Source organism: Pararhizobium sp. LjRoot238 (assembly GCF_964252955.1).
Classification (GTDB): Bacteria; Pseudomonadota; Alphaproteobacteria; order Rhizobiales; family Rhizobiaceae; genus Pararhizobium.
The window spans coordinates 525517-545772 of the sequence record NZ_CAXUPP020000002.1 but is presented as its reverse complement, the minus strand read 5'-3'; the positions used below and the strand labels follow the sequence as shown (position 1 = coordinate 545772).

21 protein-coding genes and 2 pseudogenes are annotated in these 20256 nt (G+C 59.9%); 8 read left to right on the top strand and 15 right to left on the bottom strand.

What is annotated here, in order from left to right:
• Positions 1–4: 4 nt before the first annotated feature.
• Positions 5–1852 carry a hypothetical protein gene (locus tag ACSQ3F_RS23805; protein ID WP_436102675.1) on the bottom strand — a complete coding sequence of 616 codons (1848 nt, stop codon included), beginning with the start codon at positions 1850–1852 and terminating at the stop codon, positions 5–7.
• Positions 1812–2969 carry a tyrosine-type recombinase/integrase gene (locus ACSQ3F_RS23800; protein ID WP_436102674.1) on the bottom strand — a complete coding sequence of 386 codons (1158 nt, stop codon included), beginning with the start codon at positions 2967–2969 and terminating at the stop codon, positions 1812–1814. The genes ACSQ3F_RS23805 and ACSQ3F_RS23800 overlap by 41 nt, the downstream gene beginning before the upstream one ends.
• Before the next feature lie 380 nt (positions 2970–3349).
• On the opposite strand from ACSQ3F_RS23800, the pseudogene ACSQ3F_RS23795 reads away from it, so the two are divergent.
• The 3 genes and pseudogenes from ACSQ3F_RS23795 to ACSQ3F_RS23785 form a co-directional block, all read left to right on the top strand.
• Positions 3350–3634 (top strand): annotated as a pseudogene (locus tag ACSQ3F_RS23795) (DNA-binding protein); the annotation flags it as partial.
• A pseudogene (locus ACSQ3F_RS23790) lies at positions 3624–3941 on the top strand (PIN domain-containing protein); the annotation flags it as partial. The pseudogenes ACSQ3F_RS23795 and ACSQ3F_RS23790, both read left to right, overlap by 11 nt.
• Positions 3942–4148: 207 nt before the next feature.
• Positions 4149–4451: a zinc ribbon domain-containing protein YjdM gene (locus ACSQ3F_RS23785; protein WP_436102680.1), complete on the top strand. Its 303-nt coding sequence runs from the start codon at positions 4149–4151 to the stop codon at positions 4449–4451.
• Between the two features lie 48 nt (positions 4452–4499).
• Here the strand turns inward: ACSQ3F_RS23785 and ACSQ3F_RS23780 are convergent, their stop codons facing one another.
• The 9 genes from ACSQ3F_RS23780 to ACSQ3F_RS23740 all read right to left on the bottom strand — a co-directional run bounded on the left by ACSQ3F_RS23780 (position 4500) and on the right by ACSQ3F_RS23740 (position 12332).
• Entirely contained in the window at positions 4500–4886 is a 387-nt protein-coding gene (locus tag ACSQ3F_RS23780) for a hypothetical protein (RefSeq protein ID WP_436102679.1), read from the bottom strand.
• Between the two features lie 361 nt (positions 4887–5247).
• Positions 5248–5406: a hypothetical protein gene (locus ACSQ3F_RS23775; protein ID WP_436102678.1), complete on the bottom strand. Its 159-nt coding sequence runs from the start codon at positions 5404–5406 to the stop codon at positions 5248–5250.
• Positions 5407–5606: 200 nt separating this feature from the next.
• The gene (locus tag ACSQ3F_RS23770; RefSeq protein ID WP_292582362.1) at positions 5607–5780 is read right to left on the bottom strand and encodes a hypothetical protein; all 174 of its coding nucleotides are present in this window, start codon (positions 5778–5780) and stop codon (positions 5607–5609) included.
• Positions 5781–6050: 270 nt separating this feature from the next.
• Entirely contained in the window at positions 6051–6542 is a 492-nt protein-coding gene (locus tag ACSQ3F_RS23765; RefSeq protein ID WP_436102677.1) for a hypothetical protein, read from the bottom strand.
• Entirely contained in the window at positions 6490–8355 is a 1866-nt protein-coding gene (locus tag ACSQ3F_RS23760; protein ID WP_436102676.1) for an integrase, read from the bottom strand. Before ACSQ3F_RS23760 ends, ACSQ3F_RS23765 begins: the two co-directional genes overlap by 53 nt.
• 5 nt (positions 8356–8360) lie before the next feature.
• Positions 8361–10208 (bottom strand): hypothetical protein, encoded by a 1848-nt coding sequence (locus ACSQ3F_RS23755; RefSeq protein WP_436102675.1) that lies wholly within the window; start codon positions 10206–10208, stop codon positions 8361–8363.
• Complete coding sequence (locus ACSQ3F_RS23750) at positions 10168–11325, bottom strand: tyrosine-type recombinase/integrase (RefSeq protein WP_436102674.1); 1158 nt, start codon at positions 11323–11325, stop codon at positions 10168–10170. The genes ACSQ3F_RS23755 and ACSQ3F_RS23750 overlap by 41 nt, the downstream gene beginning before the upstream one ends.
• A 333-nt stretch (positions 11326–11658) precedes the next feature.
• Complete coding sequence (locus ACSQ3F_RS23745) at positions 11659–11949, bottom strand: DUF4326 domain-containing protein (RefSeq protein ID WP_436102842.1); 291 nt, start codon at positions 11947–11949, stop codon at positions 11659–11661.
• A gap of 59 nt (positions 11950–12008) precedes the next feature.
• Positions 12009–12332: a DUF736 domain-containing protein gene (locus ACSQ3F_RS23740; protein ID WP_436102673.1), complete on the bottom strand. Its 324-nt coding sequence runs from the start codon at positions 12330–12332 to the stop codon at positions 12009–12011.
• 668 nt (positions 12333–13000) lie between these two features.
• Here ACSQ3F_RS23740 and ACSQ3F_RS23735 point away from each other — a divergent pair.
• The 3 genes from ACSQ3F_RS23735 to ACSQ3F_RS23725 all read left to right on the top strand — a co-directional run bounded on the left by ACSQ3F_RS23735 (position 13001) and on the right by ACSQ3F_RS23725 (position 14710).
• Entirely contained in the window at positions 13001–13246 is a 246-nt protein-coding gene (locus ACSQ3F_RS23735) for a WGR domain-containing protein (RefSeq protein WP_436102672.1), read from the top strand.
• A gap of 820 nt (positions 13247–14066) precedes the next feature.
• Positions 14067–14345, top strand: coding sequence for a CopG family ribbon-helix-helix protein (locus ACSQ3F_RS23730; protein WP_436102671.1), 279 nt, complete (start codon positions 14067–14069; stop codon positions 14343–14345).
• Positions 14345–14710: a type II toxin-antitoxin system RelE/ParE family toxin gene (locus ACSQ3F_RS23725; protein WP_436102670.1), complete on the top strand. Its 366-nt coding sequence runs from the start codon at positions 14345–14347 to the stop codon at positions 14708–14710. The genes ACSQ3F_RS23730 and ACSQ3F_RS23725 overlap by 1 nt, the downstream gene beginning before the upstream one ends.
• Positions 14711–15457: 747 nt before the next feature.
• Here ACSQ3F_RS23725 and ACSQ3F_RS23720 read toward each other — a convergent pair.
• A complete protein-coding gene (locus tag ACSQ3F_RS23720; protein WP_436102669.1) occupies positions 15458–15781 on the bottom strand; it encodes a DUF736 domain-containing protein in 324 nt (107 codons plus the stop codon).
• A gap of 360 nt (positions 15782–16141) precedes the next feature.
• Between ACSQ3F_RS23720 and parS the strand changes: the two genes are divergently transcribed.
• Positions 16142–16627, top strand: coding sequence for a type II RES/Xre toxin-antitoxin system antitoxin (gene parS / locus ACSQ3F_RS23715; protein WP_436102668.1), 486 nt, complete (start codon positions 16142–16144; stop codon positions 16625–16627).
• Positions 16624–17133 (top strand): RES family NAD+ phosphorylase, encoded by a 510-nt coding sequence (locus ACSQ3F_RS23710; protein WP_436102667.1) that lies wholly within the window; start codon positions 16624–16626, stop codon positions 17131–17133. Before parS ends, ACSQ3F_RS23710 begins: the two co-directional genes overlap by 4 nt.
• 64 nt (positions 17134–17197) lie before the next feature.
• Here ACSQ3F_RS23710 and ACSQ3F_RS23705 read toward each other — a convergent pair whose 3' ends face one another.
• The 3 genes from ACSQ3F_RS23705 to ACSQ3F_RS23695 form a co-directional block, all read right to left on the bottom strand.
• Positions 17198–17824: a plasmid pRiA4b ORF-3 family protein gene (locus ACSQ3F_RS23705; RefSeq protein WP_436102666.1), complete on the bottom strand. Its 627-nt coding sequence runs from the start codon at positions 17822–17824 to the stop codon at positions 17198–17200.
• A 105-nt stretch (positions 17825–17929) separates the two neighbouring features.
• On the bottom strand, positions 17930–18871 hold the full coding sequence (locus ACSQ3F_RS23700; RefSeq protein ID WP_436102665.1) for a DUF2493 domain-containing protein: 942 nt from the start codon (positions 18869–18871) through the stop codon (positions 17930–17932).
• Between the two features lie 337 nt (positions 18872–19208).
• Complete coding sequence (locus ACSQ3F_RS23695) at positions 19209–20246, bottom strand: DUF7146 domain-containing protein (RefSeq protein WP_436102664.1); 1038 nt, start codon at positions 20244–20246, stop codon at positions 19209–19211.
• Positions 20247–20256 lie beyond the last annotated feature (10 nt).

Here is a 20256-nt window from a genome sequence, read left to right as displayed (position 1 = left end):
GACGTCACTCCGGGTCCGGCAGGGGTGGAAGTGTCTCGATCAAGCACTCCGCCGCCTCATACAATCCGGAAGGAAAGTCCGGCAGGATCTCTTCACTGAGAATGCGATAGCTGGGGGCGTAAATTGATCGCCAACGCTCTGCATCGAGCCGATCGCGGGCGATTTCCAACTTGCGCATCACTTGCAGAATTCGGGCCAGGTGTCGGCTGTCTATCGGAATAACGAGGCCGGGACAGCTGAGACAGCTCATAAAACCTGGGCACAGGCGCCCCTGGGTGGATCCAGGAGCCTTGCCGGCCACCGGATTGATGCAGATGTGGCTGAAGGCTTCGGCTGAACCCTCATTGCTGTTCCCGATCTGACCATCGATATTTCGCTCAACACCATGGGCCTCTTGGCGCATTGCGATCCAGCCGATCATCCGATGCTGGAGGCTCGCGATTGTCTTCTCATACATGCGTTGTGTTTCGGGCCCGCGAACATAGAGGTCTGTCGTGCTGGCTCGAGAGTGATTGAGCAATGCTTGCGCAACGCGGATATCACCGCCGGCCGCATGGTAATGTTCGATGGCCACGCTGCCACGGAACAGGACAGGGGCGAAGGTTCGCATCGGGCAACGAAGTTGCTCAGGGTGAGCGGCATTCCAGATGGCAATTCCTTCATTGGAACGAGCAATAAACCTGCGGATACCGGCATCCAGCGTCTGAGCGCCAATTACGCCCACTCCCTTCGGGCGGTTACCTCTGATCAAAAAGAGGCGGTCGCGTTCACCAGGTGAAGCATGGGCAACGAGCGGCGCGCTCATCGCCAACACTTTTTCGACAAGATTAGGGACGGAATATCGCCGTCGCTTGTCAAAGGTCCGGCGCTGCGCACGGCGCACGGCGTTCCCCGCCCGCGGCTTGGCCCAATCAACGATGATCCGATGAGGGTCGAGGGGATGCGAAGCCAAGCAATCGCGTCCTATGTTTCGAAGGGAATCCGGATTGGCCGCCGTTTGAATGGCGATAGCCAAAAAGAATGGGACCAGAGTATCGACCGTCAGATGCAGGTGTTGCGCCAGCATCCGAGTGCCACCATGGCGCCTCGTCCGCCGATGTGACCGCCGCCCCGGGGCACGATCGTACCATGGCATTATTCCGCCACCCGCACGACCCGTTGCGACCAACAGCGTCTCCAGATCCCGACGATCATCCATTACGCCATCACGGTCTGTTTCGAGGATTGCGCGCCCTTCCTCGAAGCGAGCCCATGCGACGTCGATTTCGGCATAGCAGGCTCGTAGGATTGCCTTCAGCTCATGCGCTGGAAGTCGGCGCGGGACTGGTGTCCGGTGACGACCCGGGAAAGGATTGGCCGGGAACTGCAATTGTTCTGGCATGAGATGGGCGCGATTTCGCATCGCCCACTCAAGTATGATCTTTATAGGCAAATAGCGGCCGTGCCGGGTTGATACTCCCCAAGGTTGGCCCGTCCGCGATCTCTGGCGATCAAGCCATACGAGATAATGACCGACAGCCTCGGTCGTGAGATCCGCAACTTCAACGATCGTGCCTGCTTCCGCGACGAAGCGAGCAAACGTGCGAAGCGCTTTCCAGTATCCTTTCCGTGTCGCCGTGGCGGCACTGGCGAATGATGCGCGGAAAGCGTCAGCAAAGAGAATCGTAAGATCGACCGATAAGCCAAGCCTATTGAGGTCGAACATCTGTGCGACGACACCCCACTCGTCACGGAAAGTGATCACGATACCGCTTGAGATCGGCTTATCGAGAGCTGGAGCCACAGCAAGGCGCCGGTCGATATGTGGCCGCTCAGACCGCATCAGGAATGACCTCGCCATAAAGATATTCAATGCTCTCGGCGATTTCTCGATGATGCAGATCGACACAGCGCAGGTAGATGGACGTCGTCTGGATCGAGCTGTGACCGAGGAGGATCTGCAGCACTTTGAGTGGGTTGATCTCCGGCTTTTCAGCGGCGATCCGTTGAAGGCGGGCGAGCATTGTCGTGGCGAACGTATGGCGAAGCCAGTGCAAACTGCCATCAATTTTTGCGGCTTCGAAGCCGGCGGCAAAAACTGCGCTAAGGTGCGCTCGTGTCACGGTACCTCCATGCCTGTTCAGGAACAGGAACTCACGCGGATCATAAACCGGAGACTTGCGCTGGCGAGCTCGAACCAGAGCGGCTCTCTCCTCACCGACATACCAGTTCGTGCGATCGACAAGACGGATCGGTGGATAAATTGTCCGGGGTCGACCGCCCTTCGTTATCGCAAGGGGTACGCCGATCAGCGGATGATCAGCTGCATCGACCCCCCTGCTTTCGGGCAATTGCGCAACCGTCAAGGCGCACAGCTCCATCCGCCGCATGCCGGTACAGACTGCCCATTCAGCCATCAGCCTATAGGGCATGGAAAGGTGACCGAACAATCGCGCGAGCTGATCGGCTCGAAGCGCACGCGGCAACTTTTCGAATTCAGCTACAGTCAGAATATTCGCAGCGACCACCGCTGACCGGGTATTGGTATGGGCCAGGAGAGACTGCTTGCGCCCGGAAGTAATCCGTACATCGATCATACGGAATGGTAAGTGCGTCACCCAACCGCGTTGATGCGCCCAATTATAGAACCGGCAAATGGAGCGAATACGATCATTGATCGTGGAGCGCGCATAGGGCCTGCCAGTATGGGGACTGGGCTGTTCCAGCATACGATTGCGGTAGGCGGCAATCATTTCCTCATCGGCCAGCCTCCAATCCAGATCGGACTGTTCCAGACTGTCGAACCAATCGTATAAGTGTTCCGCGTAGGTCCGCACCGTGTCTGAAGAATGCGAACGGCCTGGAATGGTAGCCAACTCCAGAAGGTAGGCGAAGGCTGCCTCGATAATTTCCATGCGGCCGGACATCAGGATGGGAAACCCGGCAGGAATACCGGTCTGCCCCTTCGTCGCAGGAATAATCATCGCCATGGTCTTTATCCCTATGTGCGGCCGGCCTACCGTGCCCGCGTTGACCACAGGTACCTCCCGCGCATCGCTGCGTCGGACTCGTGTGGTCACTCCGCGATGCGCGGGGCCCTCCTGTGGACACCGTGCAAGCTCAGCAAACATGGCGGCATCCTGCATGACTATTGCTAAGGTAAAGAGACAATCAGGACAGTTCTGGAGATGCATTCTAACCGCGCGACCTTGAGGCGGCTTTTCCCCTCACGGCACAATGACTGTTCTGAGCAGACAGGGTGGGTTGGGTGTGGCACCAGAAAAGCTTGCGCAGGAACCGGTCGACGTTAATCAGTCTCAAGACAATTCAAATTTCAGTTATTGCAGTTAGATTGTCGCGGCATTATGTTGTGGAAACGGTCCTGGCCCATCTCCTGCGCGGAGAGCGTATCGCCATTCTTGCCGAGGACCAGGAATTGAGCCCGACCGAAGCCTCAATAATACTGGGGATTTCCCGGCCGCTCGTCGTTCTGCGCATGGATCGCGGCGAACTGCCGTTTCGCTATGTCGGCAAGCACCGGCGCGCGAAGCTGACGGATGTCCTGACCCTGAAAACCAAACTCGACACCCGTCAAGCTGCACTCGACGCGCTCGCGGAGGATACCGAAGGCCTCATGAGCGACCATGCACTGTAAGCCGCCCGTCGCAGTCTACGATGCGTGTGTCCTCTATCCATTTCATCTTCGCAACCTTTTGATCCAGTGCGCCGTCGACGGTCTCGTCGAGGCGCGCTGGACCGACGACATTCATGCGGAGTGGATCCGGAATCTCGCGGCCAATACGGCGGGTCTCTCAACAGAGAGGCTAAAGGCGACGCGTGATCTTATGAAGCGCGTGCTTCCGGAAGCGGAGGTTGCCGACTACCACTCGCTTGTTCCGAGCCTTCAGCTTCCGGATCCAGATGACCGCCATGTCCTGGCTGCGGCGATCGCCGGCAGAGCTTCCATCATCGTGCAGGGTCATAGCCCGATCCGCTGCGGCCGGGCGATCTATTTCCGGCGGAAGGACATGGATGAGGCGGCTAAGGTCAATCGCTTTGTGCGGATTTGACGATCGGCCTCAAGATGAGTATTGCCCCATGCGGGTTGCTTTGGCCGAACGCTTGCGGTCGGAAGCATCTGACAAGATTTCTTTCGAACTGAGGTAACCATGGCCGGCGAGAATGATGAATACGTCTATGACGAAGTGACGGGCGAGTGGACTCCAGCTTCCGAGATGCCGGCGACCGATGCGGGCGACGTGGCCGTTCGGGACGCGAGCGGCAATGTACTGGCCGATGGCGACTCCGTCACGCTGATCAAGGACCTGAAGGTCAAGGGAGCGGGCCAGACGCTGAAACAGGGCACTGTCATCCGGTCAATCCGCCTCACCGACAATCCCGAGGAGATCGATTGCCGCTACGAGGGGATCAAGGGTCTCGTCCTGCGGACCGAATTCGTGCGCAAGCGTTAAGGCGAAGCTGCTGCGATGCGTTTGATGGCGGCGGTGGAGATTCCAGGATCAACGCCGTTTGCGATAGCGGTCGAAAGGATCCTCCGCGCCCGGCGGCGTGATCCGGTCGACGAACAGCGCATAGCCGAACGCGAAGGCGACGAGGCCGATTGCCATCAGGCCGAAAGCCCAGAACGGCATTCCGCGTGCGGCGGCGGGATGCGCGAATACCACAATCGACATCGGCACCATGACGATCGCCGCCAGCACCATCAATCCGGTGAGCGGACGAAACATGCAAAGCACGTAGAAGACCAGATACCAGACGCTATGGACTATCGCGAGGATGGTTCCGCGAAGAATGGCGAACGGAACTCTTGCCAGAGACCGAAGCATGCGGACAGCCTTGGTGTCGGCGTCGTCGCGGCTGTCTGAAGCAGAAGATCCAGCTGTCATTGATGCGCCTCCTCGTTGCCATGCCATTGTCCACCTGTTGATTGTCGCATCGCGTCGACGCTCCTGTCGACGTGTCCCAGAAGGCACCGCGACCTGCCAGACTGACCTTTTTGCGAGAGTCTAATCGTGAGCATCCTGCAAGGCAACCACCGAGGACGCGGTAGCGCCGGATATCGGGATGCCGCGGCCTGGTTCCGGTCGATGATGAAGCGGATTTCGAATTCAATCAGGCGTCAGAAGAGAGCTCCGCGCTGGTGGGACTGTGTTCCTGACATGGCGGGGGGAGCGGTGGCTGCTCTTCGCTAGCCCTTCTGTCTGGTCGATCCGGACAGAAGGGCTAAGGGATCGGAAAGGCTGCCGGTTACGGCAGCTCCTCCCGGTTTTCCGCGGCCAGTTCGGCACGAATGGCCCGAAGCTCGGATTCGATCTGCCGCCGTTCTTCCGGATCGATGCAGGCGGAAATCTCGGCGCGCAATTCTTCGATCTGGCGCTCGAATTCGATAATCTGTTCGGTGGTCATCGTCGTCATCTCCGTGTTGACGTGAAAGATGCCGCCGCCGGTCATGAGGGGATCAAGGGGTCAAGGCTAGCGGAACGCGACTGGCGGAGCCGGCGTGCGGAGGAACCGATTTTTCCGGAGCGCAGTGAAACGCAGCGCAGGAAAAATTGGAGGGGCCACTCTTAGGTCTTAGTCAAGCGTCCTGTTTGGAGAAGGCGCCGTCATTCTGGCGGCTCCTCGTCTGCCATGATGGCGTCGAATGCGCTGTCGAGCGATGCCTGTTCAGCGAGGAGCTTTGCGAGTTCAGCCTCACTTGCCGCGCGCTCGGCAGGCGTAAGGATGCAGGCGGCAAGCTCGACGCGCAGCTGCTGGATTTCGTCGTAGATGGTAAGCATGTGTCTCTCCTCTGTTTGAAGACGAGAGACGTGCACGATGACGGAGCAGTTCGGGTCGAGGATCGCCGCAGGCGACCGGCGGAGCCGGCGAGTGGGGGAGCCAAAATGCGCAGCATTTTGGGGGTACCGCTCGTGCTCGAGGCGAGCTGATCCGGCATGGTAGGATGGGATATCTGAAGTAACGGACTTTGGGTTCCACGGACTCGGACCCAAAAAAATCAACCACTCGCTCATCGGATCATGGACGGGTGGATGCTTCAACGCGATCAGTCATGTCGAGCTAAGCCGCCGCACCCTGCTGATCTCCTGAACCAGCTTGGCGTTCTGCTTTTCCAATCGAGCAACGGCCTTCTCGGCATCCAGCACACGCTTCAGCAGGCTGGCATTCTCGGTCGCGAGCAGCCGCCTTTGCGCTTGGAGTTCATGCATCGAAGCTCGAAGTGCCGACATGTCAGATTTGGGAGGCGGTCGCTGAGTTCCGGGGCGCGGTGGATTTGCGGATGCCAATTCTTCGAGGAAACTGCTGTGTTCGGCATAGATCGTGTTTCGGCTGACCTGAGCTTCTCGCGCCAGTGCAGCCACTGTGACCCGGGTAGTCCGCCCTTCCAACGAAGCCTGTGCAACAAGCCGATCCATCGCCTGCCGAATGCGGCGCTCGGTATTTCGATGACGCGTTTCATGAGATTTCAGCTTCGCGGGCTGCTCTGCACTATTCGTCATCGTTTTCGCGACCTTGCTGAAGTTCGCCCAGAATGCGGTCACATTCATCGATCCTGGCCCTTGCCAACGCACGGCTGTCGTCGTCGAGCATCGGATGCGCCAGAAGCCGTGCATTTTGCTTGCGGCGCTCCTCCCATACCGGCCGATGCTTTTCCGTTACCGCAAAATTGCTGCAGGTGGCGCAGATGCTCTGTGTTCTGATGACCGGGTTCGGGCCTCGATCATCACCCAGGCACGATGCGCTTTCGCGGCGGTAGACGCAGTAGCCCCAATCGCAATGACCGAGGCGCATGTCGGTTTCTCTCAGGATGAAGTCTACATAGTCCGCAGCATCTCCGTCTCGTATACGTCCGCGGAAGCGACTGTGCGCAGAGATCACTCGTCCGGCACTGCCGGCCGCCGTTGCCGTAGTCAGCAAATCCTCAAGCGCCGTCCTTGTGTCGTTCGAGATCTCTCCATCGATCAGATCGGTCAGATCGAAGTCCGTCCCGACATAGCCTTTGTCGGTCATTGCTCTGGTCACGTGGCCGAAGTGCGAGGCAAGGGCGTCAAGGCCGGTACGGTCGCGTCGACCGACAAAGCGCGCAAAGGTCTTTCGTCCCTGATGGGTCGTCAGATGCCACGGCCGTTCGTTATAAAGAGGCAGATCTATAAAGGATGTAAACGGTCCGTTGAGCCGGTCAGCCAGCCCGGATGATCGCGGGATGGCCATCCCGCCGCGCCCAGCCATCGCCGACAACCATAATTCCTCCCGCCCCATCCGCTGGCGGATGGGAGCAGATAAGCGTTCCAAAACAGTCACGGCCCGCACAACAGGGTCCGGCGCCACCCATCGATGCGGCGTTCCGCCGATGCCAACGGCTGTTTTGTAGATCTGGCCACTCAGATAAGCGAAGGTTTCGGTGCCATCGGCAGCAGCATGCCGCTCGATGCATCCAGCCCGCAGGCCCAAGATTTCCGAGGCTCGCGCACCGACAAGATAGGCGATGACGACAAAGCAGGCGTCGTAAATCCGGGTGACCAGGAATTGCACCAACTTCATGGTCAGCACGGGCTCCGTCCTCCAAGGAGGAGCTTCCCCGGGCACCGTCGCGAAGCGGAAGCTATCAAGGCAAGCGCGCATGTGACTCTGTCGCGCCTTATATCCAAATCCGCTCGAAAGGGCTTGCCCGTGGGCGTCCTCGGCTTGTTCCCGCAGCGCGATTATGTCGTCGGCTGGCGTGCCGATGAGACGTAATGCTGCAGAGATAAGAGGAACGGCAATAGCATCCGGCGTATAGGGCATAGACTTGGACAGTTGCCCGGGTCTCAATGATCGGGAGCCGGTTATCGGGTCCACCAAAGGTTCAGCCGGCGCGTCAGGAAGCCAATCTCGCTGTAAATAGAGAAGGTCCAGAATCCGGATATAACCGACCGGGGTCACGGTCTCCGATAAAAAGCGCCCTCCGCGACCCGGTCGCTGGTAAACGACGCCGAGAAAGCGGTGAGCTGCATCACGGTCGAGGTCGGCAAAGCATCGATAGCCTTCGGCGACCATCCACCGGATGAGAACGCGCAGGGTCTGGAATCTTCTGACAAGAGTCGTTCCCCTTGCACGGCGACGACCCGGAGGCGGCGTCACGCGCAGCGACCAGAGAAAGCGCCGCGCAGCCTCGCGCCACGCTACCCATTCCTCATCGGTAAATCGGCTTCCATCCACAAAGGCTATGCCCCAATCGATCACGAGATCGGCGGGTGTCGTTCCCGGCACGTCGACATCCAGTTGCCAAATGCGATCCGACCACATCGATATCGTCGAGATACGGATTTCCTGATTTCGGATCCGCTGCTCCGCATTTGCAGGTTGAGCCACCATTGACGTCACTCCGGGTCCGGCAGGGGTGGAAGTGTCTCGATCAAGCACTCCGCCGCCTCATACAATCCGGAAGGAAAGTCCGGCAGGATCTCTTCACTGAGAATGCGATAGCTGGGGGCGTAAATTGATCGCCAACGCTCTGCATCGAGCCGATCGCGGGCGATTTCCAACTTGCGCATCACTTGCAGAATTCGGGCCAGGTGTCGGCTGTCTATCGGAATAACGAGGCCGGGACAGCTGAGACAGCTCATAAAACCTGGGCACAGGCGCCCCTGGGTGGATCCAGGAGCCTTGCCGGCCACCGGATTGATGCAGATGTGGCTGAAGGCTTCGGCTGAACCCTCATTGCTGTTCCCGATCTGACCATCGATATTTCGCTCAACACCATGGGCCTCTTGGCGCATTGCGATCCAGCCGATCATCCGATGCTGGAGGCTCGCGATTGTCTTCTCATACATGCGTTGTGTTTCGGGCCCGCGAACATAGAGGTCTGTCGTGCTGGCTCGAGAGTGATTGAGCAATGCTTGCGCAACGCGGATATCACCGCCGGCCGCATGGTAATGTTCGATGGCCACGCTGCCACGGAACAGGACAGGGGCGAAGGTTCGCATCGGGCAACGAAGTTGCTCAGGGTGAGCGGCATTCCAGATGGCAATTCCTTCATTGGAACGAGCAATAAACCTGCGGATACCGGCATCCAGCGTCTGAGCGCCAATTACGCCCACTCCCTTCGGGCGGTTACCTCTGATCAAAAAGAGGCGGTCGCGTTCACCAGGTGAAGCATGGGCAACGAGCGGCGCGCTCATCGCCAACACTTTTTCGACAAGATTAGGGACGGAATATCGCCGTCGCTTGTCAAAGGTCCGGCGCTGCGCACGGCGCACGGCGTTCCCCGCCCGCGGCTTGGCCCAATCAACGATGATCCGATGAGGGTCGAGGGGATGCGAAGCCAAGCAATCGCGTCCTATGTTTCGAAGGGAATCCGGATTGGCCGCCGTTTGAATGGCGATAGCCAAAAAGAATGGGACCAGAGTATCGACCGTCAGATGCAGGTGTTGCGCCAGCATCCGAGTGCCACCATGGCGCCTCGTCCGCCGATGTGACCGCCGCCCCGGGGCACGATCGTACCATGGCATTATTCCGCCACCCGCACGACCCGTTGCGACCAACAGCGTCTCCAGATCCCGACGATCATCCATTACGCCATCACGGTCTGTTTCGAGGATTGCGCGCCCTTCCTCGAAGCGAGCCCATGCGACGTCGATTTCGGCATAGCAGGCTCGTAGGATTGCCTTCAGCTCATGCGCTGGAAGTCGGCGCGGGACTGGTGTCCGGTGACGACCCGGGAAAGGATTGGCCGGGAACTGCAATTGTTCTGGCATGAGATGGGCGCGATTTCGCATCGCCCACTCAAGTATGATCTTTATAGGCAAATAGCGGCCGTGCCGGGTTGATACTCCCCAAGGTTGGCCCGTCCGCGATCTCTGGCGATCAAGCCATACGAGATAATGACCGACAGCCTCGGTCGTGAGATCCGCAACTTCAACGATCGTGCCTGCTTCCGCGACGAAGCGAGCAAACGTGCGAAGCGCTTTCCAGTATCCTTTCCGTGTCGCCGTGGCGGCACTGGCGAATGATGCGCGGAAAGCGTCAGCAAAGAGAATCGTAAGATCGACCGATAAGCCAAGCCTATTGAGGTCGAACATCTGTGCGACGACACCCCACTCGTCACGGAAAGTGATCACGATACCGCTTGAGATCGGCTTATCGAGAGCTGGAGCCACAGCAAGGCGCCGGTCGATATGTGGCCGCTCAGACCGCATCAGGAATGACCTCGCCATAAAGATATTCAATGCTCTCGGCGATTTCTCGATGATGCAGATCGACACAGCGCAGGTAGATGGACGTCGTCTGGATCGAGCTGTGACCGAGGAGGATCTGCAGCACTTTGAGTGGGTTGATCTCCGGCTTTTCAGCGGCGATCCGTTGAAGGCGGGCGAGCATTGTCGTGGCGAACGTATGGCGAAGCCAGTGCAAACTGCCATCAATTTTTGCGGCTTCGAAGCCGGCGGCAAAAACTGCGCTAAGGTGCGCTCGTGTCACGGTACCTCCATGCCTGTTCAGGAACAGGAACTCACGCGGATCATAAACCGGAGACTTGCGCTGGCGAGCTCGAACCAGAGCGGCTCTCTCCTCACCGACATACCAGTTCGTGCGATCGACAAGACGGATCGGTGGATAAATTGTCCGGGGTCGACCGCCCTTCGTTATCGCAAGGGGTACGCCGATCAGCGGATGATCAGCTGCATCGACCCCCCTGCTTTCGGGCAATTGCGCAACCGTCAAGGCGCACAGCTCCATCCGCCGCATGCCGGTACAGACTGCCCATTCAGCCATCAGCCTATAGGGCATGGAAAGGTGACCGAACAATCGCGCGAGCTGATCGGCTCGAAGCGCACGCGGCAACTTTTCGAATTCAGCTACAGTCAGAATATTCGCAGCGACCACCGCTGACCGGGTATTGGTATGGGCCAGGAGAGACTGCTTGCGCCCGGAAGTAATCCGTACATCGATCATACGGAATGGTAAGTGCGTCACCCAACCGCGTTGATGCGCCCAATTATAGAACCGGCAAATGGAGCGAATACGATCATTGATCGTGGAGCGCGCATAGGGCCTGCCAGTATGGGGACTGGGCTGTTCCAGCATACGATTGCGGTAGGCGGCAATCATTTCCTCATCGGCCAGCCTCCAATCCAGATCGGACTGTTCCAGACTGTCGAACCAATCGTATAAGTGTTCCGCGTAGGTCCGCACCGTGTCTGAAGAATGCGAACGGCCTGGAATGGTAGCCAACTCCAGAAGGTAGGCGAAGGCTGCCTCGATAATTTCCATGCGGCCGGACATCAGGATGGGAAACCCGGCAGGAATACCGGTCTGCCCCTTCGTCGCAGGAATAATCATCGCCATGGTCTTTATCCCTATGTGCGGCCGGCCTACCGTGCCCGCGTTGACCACAGGTACCTCCCGCGCATCGCTGCGTCGGACTCGTGTGGTCACTCCGCGATGCGCGGGGCCCTCCTGTGGACACCGTGCAAGCTCAGCAAACATGGCGGCATCCTGCATGACTATTGCTAAGGTAAAGAGACAATCAGGACAGTTCTGGAGATGCATTCTAACCGCGCGGCCTTGAGGCCTTGATCCCCTCATGGCAGACTCAGCCGAACTGAGCAGACAGCCACACGTCTCGTGTGGCACCCCGAAACCCGCAAACGGGTTCGATACCCGTTTGCGGGTTGGCAATCAGCCCTTGTCGCAGACATTTCGCTGAACCAGATCCAGCAATACGTCACCGTGGCACCGCAGCGTCGCGCACCAGCAGACAAGGTCCTTCCCGGCCAGATCCGGCAACTTCGCCATGAGATGCGGCTGCCGGACGATCCACTCTGCGTATTTCCGGACGACCTCGGCTCGGGGTCCGTCGCGCCCGATGACGAACGGATTACCGTATATGTCCGGTCTGCCGATGTAGCGGCGGGATGGGCTCGACTGGCGGCCGACTTTACGGGCGGTGAACTTCTGACATCGTTTGATCCCTGTTTAGCGGTTCGCTTGGGCGCCGGCCCCGTTTCCGGGACCGGCTGTTGTGCGGCTCAGTCCGGGTTGTTCCAGAGGATGACCTTGCGGTTCGGCTCGCCGCCGGGGGCGGGTGCGAGATTGCCGAAGATCACGCCGATCTCCGGTGCCTCCAGCTTGACGGAGAGGTATTCCTCGCCGGTCTGGCGGGCGATGCGGTTCCAGCCCGCGCCGATCTCGAAACCGGTCTTGCGGTGGATGATGCGGTAGTCCGGGGCTTCCTCGCTCGCCTTGTTGGCGTTCGGGACGATGGCGATCGGGGCGTTGACCCGGATGGTGGCGAAGACGCCTTCGAGGCTGCCGTCGGTTTTCTGCGTCAGGGTTGCGATCGTGGTGGCCATGTGACTTGCTCCTTCGGTTGCTCGGGACCATTCCCGATGGCGCCCGAAGAAGGGGCCGAGCCGCAGGCGTCACCGAAGCCCAAGCGAAGGGGAACCCCTTGCGGGTTGACGCTGATGGCGGCCGGTCCCTTAGAAAGGCGACATGAGAACGGGAATGGTTTCGAAGCAGCCGGAAGCCGGAGACAAGAGCCCCATGGCCATCCGGGCGCCGCCTGGTCGTAGTAGTCCAGGGAGATGAGATCGGCACCATCCCGGTCGATGCCTCCTCGCCACCCGACGACTGGCGAGCCAGACGCGCCGTCACCGCCAACATGCATCCGCGTCGCACGAGATTGCCGCAAGCCCGTATTCCCCTGAGCGACGATCTCTCCGTCGAAACTGCTGGCCGTGATCGGTATTAGCGACCCGGCACCCTGCGCTCGCCCCCGGTGGCGATGCAGCTCCAAAGTCTCCGTCGAAAAACTGGCATATCATTGGTCGCGCCGCCGACAGCGGGGGACCAGTTCGTGCCGCCAATTGGAGGCACCCGTGCAATGATTTCCCACCATTGGTGTGCCCCCATCTTGTCAGGGCGTAGGATGCATTCATCAACGGCGTGAATCGGTGGGCAATGATCGATTCAAAAGTCTCGTTGGACAGCTTTGCGCTTCCCGGCGATCTTTCCGTCCATGGCTCTGTACCCGTTCAAATTCTATTGTCAGCGCATCGACGCCAGTCGCAACATGGCGCGCTATTACATGTTGTCGATCGAGGCGACATTGTTCGGTGAGATCGCGGTCGTAAGGGCCTGGGGCCGGATCGGCAGACGTGGCGGCGAGAAAAGCGACGTGTTTTCGACCGAGCAGGAAGCGGCATGGCATTTTCTGGAACTGGTGCGCAAAAAGCGCCAGAGGGGGTATATCCCGTCAGGATGATTTGAGAATGCGGGAGATTCGCCAAAACGAGCAAACCGGGACGTGACATCGATAGTGGCTCGGTGAAATGGTCTAGCCAGACGCCTTGGGCCTAGCATGCAGCGCCCGGAGGATAACCGCAATCCTCGCTGCAATTGTATCGTCGCGCAGCGCCACTTGTTCCGCGCAAGGGATCGTCACGCCGTCAGGCGCGAAGACAGCGGGTAGCAGGCTTCGTGGAGCCGGCTCTGCTGGCGGAATAGAGCCCGACCGGCGGCACGCCGGGTGCGCCCAGATCCGCGTCATTGCTTGCAGTCAGGGAGAAGAAGAATCTAAATGATCATTCGTGCGACACCTCGCACGTGTGCTCCAATCCGGCACGTCACAGACTGTACGCCTACCGACGGAGTTTCACGACACTGTCGGTCGCGTCGAAATTGGGCGGTTGAATTGAGGTGCCGGAGCGAAGTGTCGGTATTGGCCGCCCGTCGGCCGCCGCTGTTTTAGCGGCAGGGCTCCATACAGGTAGAGCTGGCACATGCCCGTTGACTTGGACGTTATCCAACACCATGTTGGGTATCAACAACTAACCTGACATCCTGAGAGGCTTGGACTCCGGGCGGTTAGGGGAAAAAGCCGGCGAAAGCCGGTTTTTTTATGCCTTGCCGGTCGAAGACCGGATGCATTGAAACAGAGCCCTTGAGCAAACCTAAGGACGATCGTCTCCTTTGGAGACAGCAGGATGCCCTCAAAGCTGATCGCGCCGCTGCGAGGCCAAGGCGCATTGACTTCACTTGGGTTTGGGTTACAGTGTAATTCATTGCATTACGGAGCGATAGTCATGCTGAACAGTGAAAAATCCCAAGTTTCTCTGAGGCTGCCGACGCGGCTGGTTTCGGAGTTTGATCGTATCGCCGGAATTCTTGAACGTGATCGCACGTGGGTAATGCAGAAGGCGCTCAGTCAATACCTTGCAACTGAAGGGGCCGAAGTCCTCAGAGATGCTCAAGGCCTCGATGAACTGGATCGTGGGGACAGCGTCGATCTGGAGGATGTGCTTGAGAAGGCTCGGACAATCGTCGATGCCGCCGAATATCGACGCGGTATGCGGGTGGGTTGATGCCTCGTGTTCGCCTTTCCAGAAGTGCAGAACGGTGGTTCTTGAGCAAGGTTGCCGAACTCGCAGAGGTTAACCCAGCCGCCGCAAGGAAACTCGTTGAACGCCTGGAAAGGCAGAGAGACCTCCTTTCATCGTTTCCCCAAATGACCGAGAGGGGAATCCTAGAAGGAACTCGGAAGGTTAGTATGCCTCCCCTCGTGCTCACAATTCGCTCACGAGACGGCATTGTTGAGATTGCGGCAATCAGAGATGCACGGCAGAAGGATGCATACGCTCCAGTCGAGATGCTTCCCGCAGACGGCCATGATGAAGATGAAGAAGACAAAGAGGAGACGTATGATGGTGGCGCAACGCCTGGTCCATGACCTTACGCCCCTCGTTGTACGAATCTAAAACGAAAACCGTTCTCGCTCTTGCCACGGCGTCGCCCACCAGTATCTAGTTCGGTTGTTTGAACCGAAGCGAAGAAGTTTTCTAACTCCGCCGCGACGCCGGCGTTCGGGCAATGAGGGTTCTAACAAAGTTAACGTTCACCCCTCGGTAGGGAGAGGCAGTCGCAATCGGCTTTTGCGTCTCCGAAAAAATCTCCGGCATGCGCAACACCCCTGATAACCGACGTTACAAGGGGTGTTGATGGAGCAATGGCCAAGATTCCACATTTAGGTAAGTGGCTGGGCATTGGACCGGGCCGGGGTTTCGTGTTTTGCGACGCGCTGCGTCGTCCAGTCGAGGCATCATCCGCCAGAACATCCTCGATGATGGTTTCCGGCAGAGACCGGAGCGCCTCACGCGCAGTCGTCGAGCAGCCTCCAGAGCGTACCAGACGACATCGGGATAAAATCGTAGCCCTTCGCGATCGCCGCAGCCCTGAGGACAGAAAGCGTCTCATGGGCGCGGTGCCGAGCCAGAGTGCCAGGTCTTCTCCTTCCTCATCAGGGAAGGCTTGAAGAAAGTCTGGAGCGGGCGGTCGTAGCCGAAGACGGTATCGGAATCGGCGTGTCTGGAGACGGTTTTAGTGACGGTGATCGTATAGCGGCTCAATTGGGGATCCTCTGATTGGAGAGATTTTCGGTCGGAAATGACGCCGGCCCTTTTGGGGCCGGCGATCCGGCTCAGGCCGGGTTGTTCCAGAGGATGACCTTGCGGTTCGGCTCGCCGCCGGGGGCGGGTGCGAGATTGCCGAAGATCACGCCGATCTCGGGGGCCTCCAGCTTGACGGAGAGGTATTCCTCGCCGGTCTGGCGGGCGATGCGGTTCCAGCCTGCGCCGATCTCGAAGCCGGTCTTGCGGTGGATGATGCGGTAGTCCGGGGCTTCCTCGCTCGCCTTGTTGGCGTTCGGGACGATGGCGATCGGGGCGTTGACCCGGATGGTGGCGAAGACGCCTTCGAGGCTGCCGTCGGTCTTCTGCGTCAGGGTTGCGATCGTGGTGGCCATGTGACTTGCTCCTTCGGTTGCTCGGGACCATTCCCGATGGCGCCCGAAGAAGGGGCCGAGCCGCAGGCGTCACCGAAGCCCAAGCGAAGGGGAACCCCTTGCGGGTTGACGCTGATGGCGGCCGGTCCCTTAGAAAGGCGACATGAGAACGGGAATGGTTTCGAAGCAGCCGGAAGCCGGAGACAAGAGCCGCATGGCCATCCGAGCGCCGCCCGGCCGCGGGAGACCACGCACGGTTCTCGCAGCGTAGACGACAGATCAAACGTCGATCTACCTCTGAGGATCGTCTCCACAAGGCGCACTTGAAAAGTTCCGCGTCAACTGTCATATGTAAAGCGACAAATGACACAGGAGGAGTTCATGGCAGCGGTGGCGGATAAGACCTTTGCGGAAGCGAGCGACGGCGGGCTGCAGAAGGTGGCGGCGCTGCTCGGCGGCTCCCGTGTTCTCTCGCATCGGCTGACCAGCGCGCTCGACGCGCACGAACTGCTTCTGAACGGTTTGCCGGCCTCAGCGCTCGATCACCTCGTCGGACAACTGGTCTTCATCGGCAAGACCGAATCCCTCGAGAAGGCCGTCGGCATGAGCCTGCGGACCTGGCAGCGCCGCAAGGACGCTCCATCCAAACCCCTCAGCCAGGAGCAGAGCGGACGGGCATGGAAGTTCGCGGAGATCCTGGCAAAGGCGACGGACGTCCTCGGAACGCAGGCGGAAGCCGAGCAATGGCTGGAGCGCCCGGCGATCGGCCTCGATCAGCGCCGTCCGATCGATCTGTTGGGCACACCCGCCGGCGTCGAACTGGTCGAAGACCATCTTGAGCGACTTGAATACGGCGTCTATGCATGATGCCTCTGCCGATAGCACTCGGCGGCTCCGAGCTCATCTCTTGGCGGCTCGATCAGGCCAACTATGCTTCGACATGGGACAGTGGTGAGGGTGCCTATCGGGTAGGCGGCCGCTGGAACGGCAAGGGTGTGCGAGCGGTCTATTGCTCGGTCGATCCCGCGACGGCCGTTCTCGAAGTCGCTGTGCACAAAGGTTTTCGCGCCCTCGACACCGTTCCTCACATGCTGACAGCAGCTGTCATTACCGACACGTCTGGCATACATGTCGTCGATCCGGCAAGCGTGCCCAATCCGAACTGGCTGCGCCCAGGCATACCGGGCGCCGGGCAGCAGGCGTTCGGGGACGATCTCCTGCGGCAACACCGCTTTGTAGCGATACCGAGCGCGGTGTCACCGCATAGCTGGAATCTCATCTTCGTGGCGAGCGTGGCGGCGGGTGCATATGCGCTCAAGTTCCAGGAAGCCTTCGCCCTTGATACGAGACTGCATCCCCCATCCGCACATTAGGCAACTCGGCACGGAGGGCTGCATAGAACAACGCCGTCGCAGGGATTTGTTTCACGGCGATTTATTAAGTCGCGGGCTCGGTACGCTTCGGCTTCGGCTGGTGAAGCCGTCGCCGGACATTCGGGCGCAGCGCATTGCGAACGTCCTTGTCAACGATTGCGAGATCGAACCACCCCGGATCGAAATATCCACCACACCACCGTTTGGTGTCTGTGTGTTCTGGGTCGGTCTTGTCCGCGATGATCTTCAGGAAACGTTCATATCCGGGTACGCCGCCGACGTCCTCAGGCGGCCTTGCACGCGCGCCCTCGATACAGATGCCCTGCTTCGGATGCGCATCAAGGGCGACAAATTCCTCGATCACGACCGAATGGTGCCAGCCGTCGCCAAAGTCATAAACGTAGTTGAAGACGGCTCCCTGCTCGAAATCGAGAAGCCGCACCTCACGAAAATCAAAGACGCGAGGATCGTCCTCGATGGCGTCCTCTGCGAGCAGTGCGACATCGCCGTAGCGCAGCCCACCGATCCGGAACTCGTGCAGATGATAGTTCCACCAGTTAAAGGCCGCCTGAATGGCAAGATGCAGTTGCTCCAGATCCCAGGCAGATGGCAAAACAAGGCGACGCCAGACCTCCGGCTCGATTTCGTCGAGCGAAATGCGAAGCTGTACGGCGTTGAATGCTGTGAACATGCCGCAAATGAACAGGATGGATCGCCAAGGGTCAAGTCGAGGCGTCGAACCATCTGCCGGAAAACACCATGCGGAAAACTCCGCATGGCGTTTTGACACAGCCCGTTACGCGCCGTTTCCACCGAAGCGCCACACCGGGATACCGAGCCGGCGTGCCTTGTCAGCGAGATTGCCGGTAATGCCGGAGCCCGGAAAGACGACAACGCCAGCCGGCATCACGGAGAGCATATCGTCATTGCGGCGGAAGGGGGCGGCTTTGGCGTGTTTCGTCCAGTTCGGCTTGAAGCTGATCTGGGTCACTTTGCGGGCTTCGGCCCAGCAGGCAGCGATACGCTCGGCGCCCTTTGGTGAGCCGCCGTGCAGTAGGACTATGTCGGGAAATTTCGTGTGGGCGCGATCGAGCGCATCCCAGATGGCGTCGTGATCGTTGTAGTCCATGCCGCCGGCAAAAGCGATCTTGGTGCCTGCAGGGATCAGCACCTCCGTCTCGGCGTGGCGGCGCGCGGACAGGAAGTCGCGGCTATCGATCATCGCCGCAGTCATGTTGGCATGGCTAACCTTGGAGCCGGTGCGCGGGCGCCATGCCGATCCGACCTGGGCCTCGAACAGGTCGGCGGCGAAGTCCCGCATGAACTCGAAACTGTTGCGGCGCTCCAGAAGCGTGATGCCCTCAGCAATATGGCGTTCCAGCTCGACGCTTTTGACCTCCGAGCCGTCCTGCTCGCGCTGTTCGGTGCGCTGCGCATCCTCGTTGCGTTGCAGTTCGCGCTGGATGCGCTCGCCGGCGCGATGGAAGAGGTTGACGGTCGACCAGAACAGATCTTCGAGATCGGGTTCCAGCCGCGTTTCACCGAGCATTTCGAACAGGGCATCGAAGATCGTGGTCAGCGACGCCTGAACAGCCGGCTCTTCGGGAAGCGGCCGCGGGTCCGGCTCGTCCTGGAACGGGCGATAGCCATAGATCTGCATCTCGTAGATGAAGCGGTCGGTCGGCGAGGAAGCATGGTGTGGCTCATCGCCGTCGTCGGGGGGAAGGGAAAGGTCCATTGTGATCTCCATCCGGTTGCGGCCGCGCGTCTCGCGGCCTGACGGCGATCCCGATCACGTGGGAGACGGGCCGGAACCGCAAGCGAAGCGAAGCGGCCCAGCGCAGCGCCGGGCGGCGCAAGGAGGGTTTCTTGGCTTGCGCGAGGAATGCCGGGCCGTCCTGCGGCCCGGCAGGGGAAGAAACCTGACTGACCCGCTGAAGGCCCGGATCCACGCGTGGTAAGGGTCGCCTCTCGGCAGGCCTGCGGGCGCGCGCCTACCGGAAAGGACACCTCCGTGGAGCCGGCCTTGCCGTACGGCCGCAGACCCTACGCGCGTAGCTTCGATGGCCAGAGCATCACGCGGGCACAAAGGCCATCGCGTCTTCCGGAGCGAGCTGCTCGCGAAGCCGTGCTGTCATGCGGTTCGGCCCCAGCCGCCGCAGATCCTCGTTGTAGTCGCCAAGCTCGGGGGCAAGCACGAGCGGCAAGATCCCGAGCGCCTGCGCCCGGCGGCTCAGTCCCTCAATGCCGTGCCGGCCCGCTGCATCGGCGTCGGCGGCGATATAGAGGCGCGAGCATCCGGCCGGAAGCCGGAAGGCGGCGAGATGATTGGCAGTGAGCGCGGCGACCATCGGCATGCCGGGCAGCACATGCGACAGCGACAGCATGGTTTCGAGACCTTCGCCCGCCACCATGACCGTTAGAGGTGCATCGACCGGCATGCCAAAGCGCACAGCATTTCCAAGAAGGCCTCCCAGGGCACGGCGAGGGTCGTCGACTTTGGCCTTTCCGTCACCATCCGGATCGAGCCACGTGCGATGAACGCCGGTGATCATGCCCGAGGCATCGGTGACGGCTGCGATCAGCGCTGGATAGCTGGTCGTCCTGCCGGTCACGAGATCCCCATAATAGCAGGACGGATGGTAACGCAACGCCCCATGCGCCGATGCCCGCAGGATGCCGCGCTGACGCAGGTAGTGATCGGCAAGCGTGCCCGAAATCGGCTGCGTCATCTGGAACAGGCGCCGAGCCCGTTCCGCTGCCGGTCGGCTGACTGACGCGGTGCTGGTTGAACCATTCGGCCGAAACTGCGCTGGATCGGGTGGTGGCAGGCTCAAGAAATGCCGAGCTTCGTCAGCCACATCGCGGAAGTCGACAAGCCCACAGGCCTCGCGGACAAGATCAAGCAGATCGCCAAACTGGCCGGTCGCAGCGTCTGTCCATTTCCCGGCGCGGGAGCCGGTGAGATGGACGTAGAGCGAGCGGCCCTTGCTGTTGGCGACATCGCCGACAATCCAGTAATTGCCGGAACGACGCCCGGCGGAGAGATAATGGCGGCAGACCGCCTCGGCATCGCGCGCGAGACGGCCCGCCAGATCCGAGGCGGACACCATCGATATGCCT

Bases quoted from the DNA above. Each gene is read 5' to 3' on its own strand.
- ACSQ3F_RS23710 (WP_436102667.1), top strand. From the start codon at position 16,624: ATGATGCCTCTGCCGATAGCACTCGGCGGCTCCGAGCTCATCTCTTGG.
- ACSQ3F_RS23770 (WP_292582362.1), bottom strand. From the start codon at position 5,780: ATGCTTACCATCTACGACGAAATCCAGCAGCTGCGCGTCGAGCTTGCC.
- ACSQ3F_RS23750 (WP_436102674.1), bottom strand. From the start codon at position 11,325: ATGGCGATGATTATTCCTGCGACGAAGGGGCAGACCGGTATTCCTGCC.
- ACSQ3F_RS23760 (WP_436102676.1), bottom strand. From the start codon at position 8,355: ATGGTGGCTCAACCTGCAAATGCGGAGCAGCGGATCCGAAATCAGGAA.
- ACSQ3F_RS23775 (WP_436102678.1), bottom strand. From the start codon at position 5,406: ATGACCACCGAACAGATTATCGAATTCGAGCGCCAGATCGAAGAATTG.
- ACSQ3F_RS23700 (WP_436102665.1), bottom strand. From the start codon at position 18,871: ATGGACCTTTCCCTTCCCCCCGACGACGGCGATGAGCCACACCATGCT.
- parS (WP_436102668.1), top strand. From the start codon at position 16,142: ATGGCAGCGGTGGCGGATAAGACCTTTGCGGAAGCGAGCGACGGCGGG.
- ACSQ3F_RS23720 (WP_436102669.1), bottom strand. From the start codon at position 15,781: ATGGCCACCACGATCGCAACCCTGACGCAGAAGACCGACGGCAGCCTC.
- ACSQ3F_RS23800 (WP_436102674.1), bottom strand. From the start codon at position 2,969: ATGGCGATGATTATTCCTGCGACGAAGGGGCAGACCGGTATTCCTGCC.
- ACSQ3F_RS23740 (WP_436102673.1), bottom strand. From the start codon at position 12,332: ATGGCCACCACGATCGCAACCCTGACGCAGAAAACCGACGGCAGCCTC.
- ACSQ3F_RS23725 (WP_436102670.1), top strand. From the start codon at position 14,345: ATGCCTCGTGTTCGCCTTTCCAGAAGTGCAGAACGGTGGTTCTTGAGC.
- ACSQ3F_RS23780 (WP_436102679.1), bottom strand. From the start codon at position 4,886: ATGACAGCTGGATCTTCTGCTTCAGACAGCCGCGACGACGCCGACACC.
- ACSQ3F_RS23730 (WP_436102671.1), top strand. From the start codon at position 14,067: ATGCTGAACAGTGAAAAATCCCAAGTTTCTCTGAGGCTGCCGACGCGG.
- ACSQ3F_RS23695 (WP_436102664.1), bottom strand. From the start codon at position 20,246: ATGGTGTCCGCCTCGGATCTGGCGGGCCGTCTCGCGCGCGATGCCGAG.
- ACSQ3F_RS23705 (WP_436102666.1), bottom strand. From the start codon at position 17,824: ATGTTCACAGCATTCAACGCCGTACAGCTTCGCATTTCGCTCGACGAA.
- ACSQ3F_RS23785 (WP_436102680.1), top strand. From the start codon at position 4,149: ATGGCCGGCGAGAATGATGAATACGTCTATGACGAAGTGACGGGCGAG.
- ACSQ3F_RS23735 (WP_436102672.1), top strand. From the start codon at position 13,001: ATGGCTCTGTACCCGTTCAAATTCTATTGTCAGCGCATCGACGCCAGT.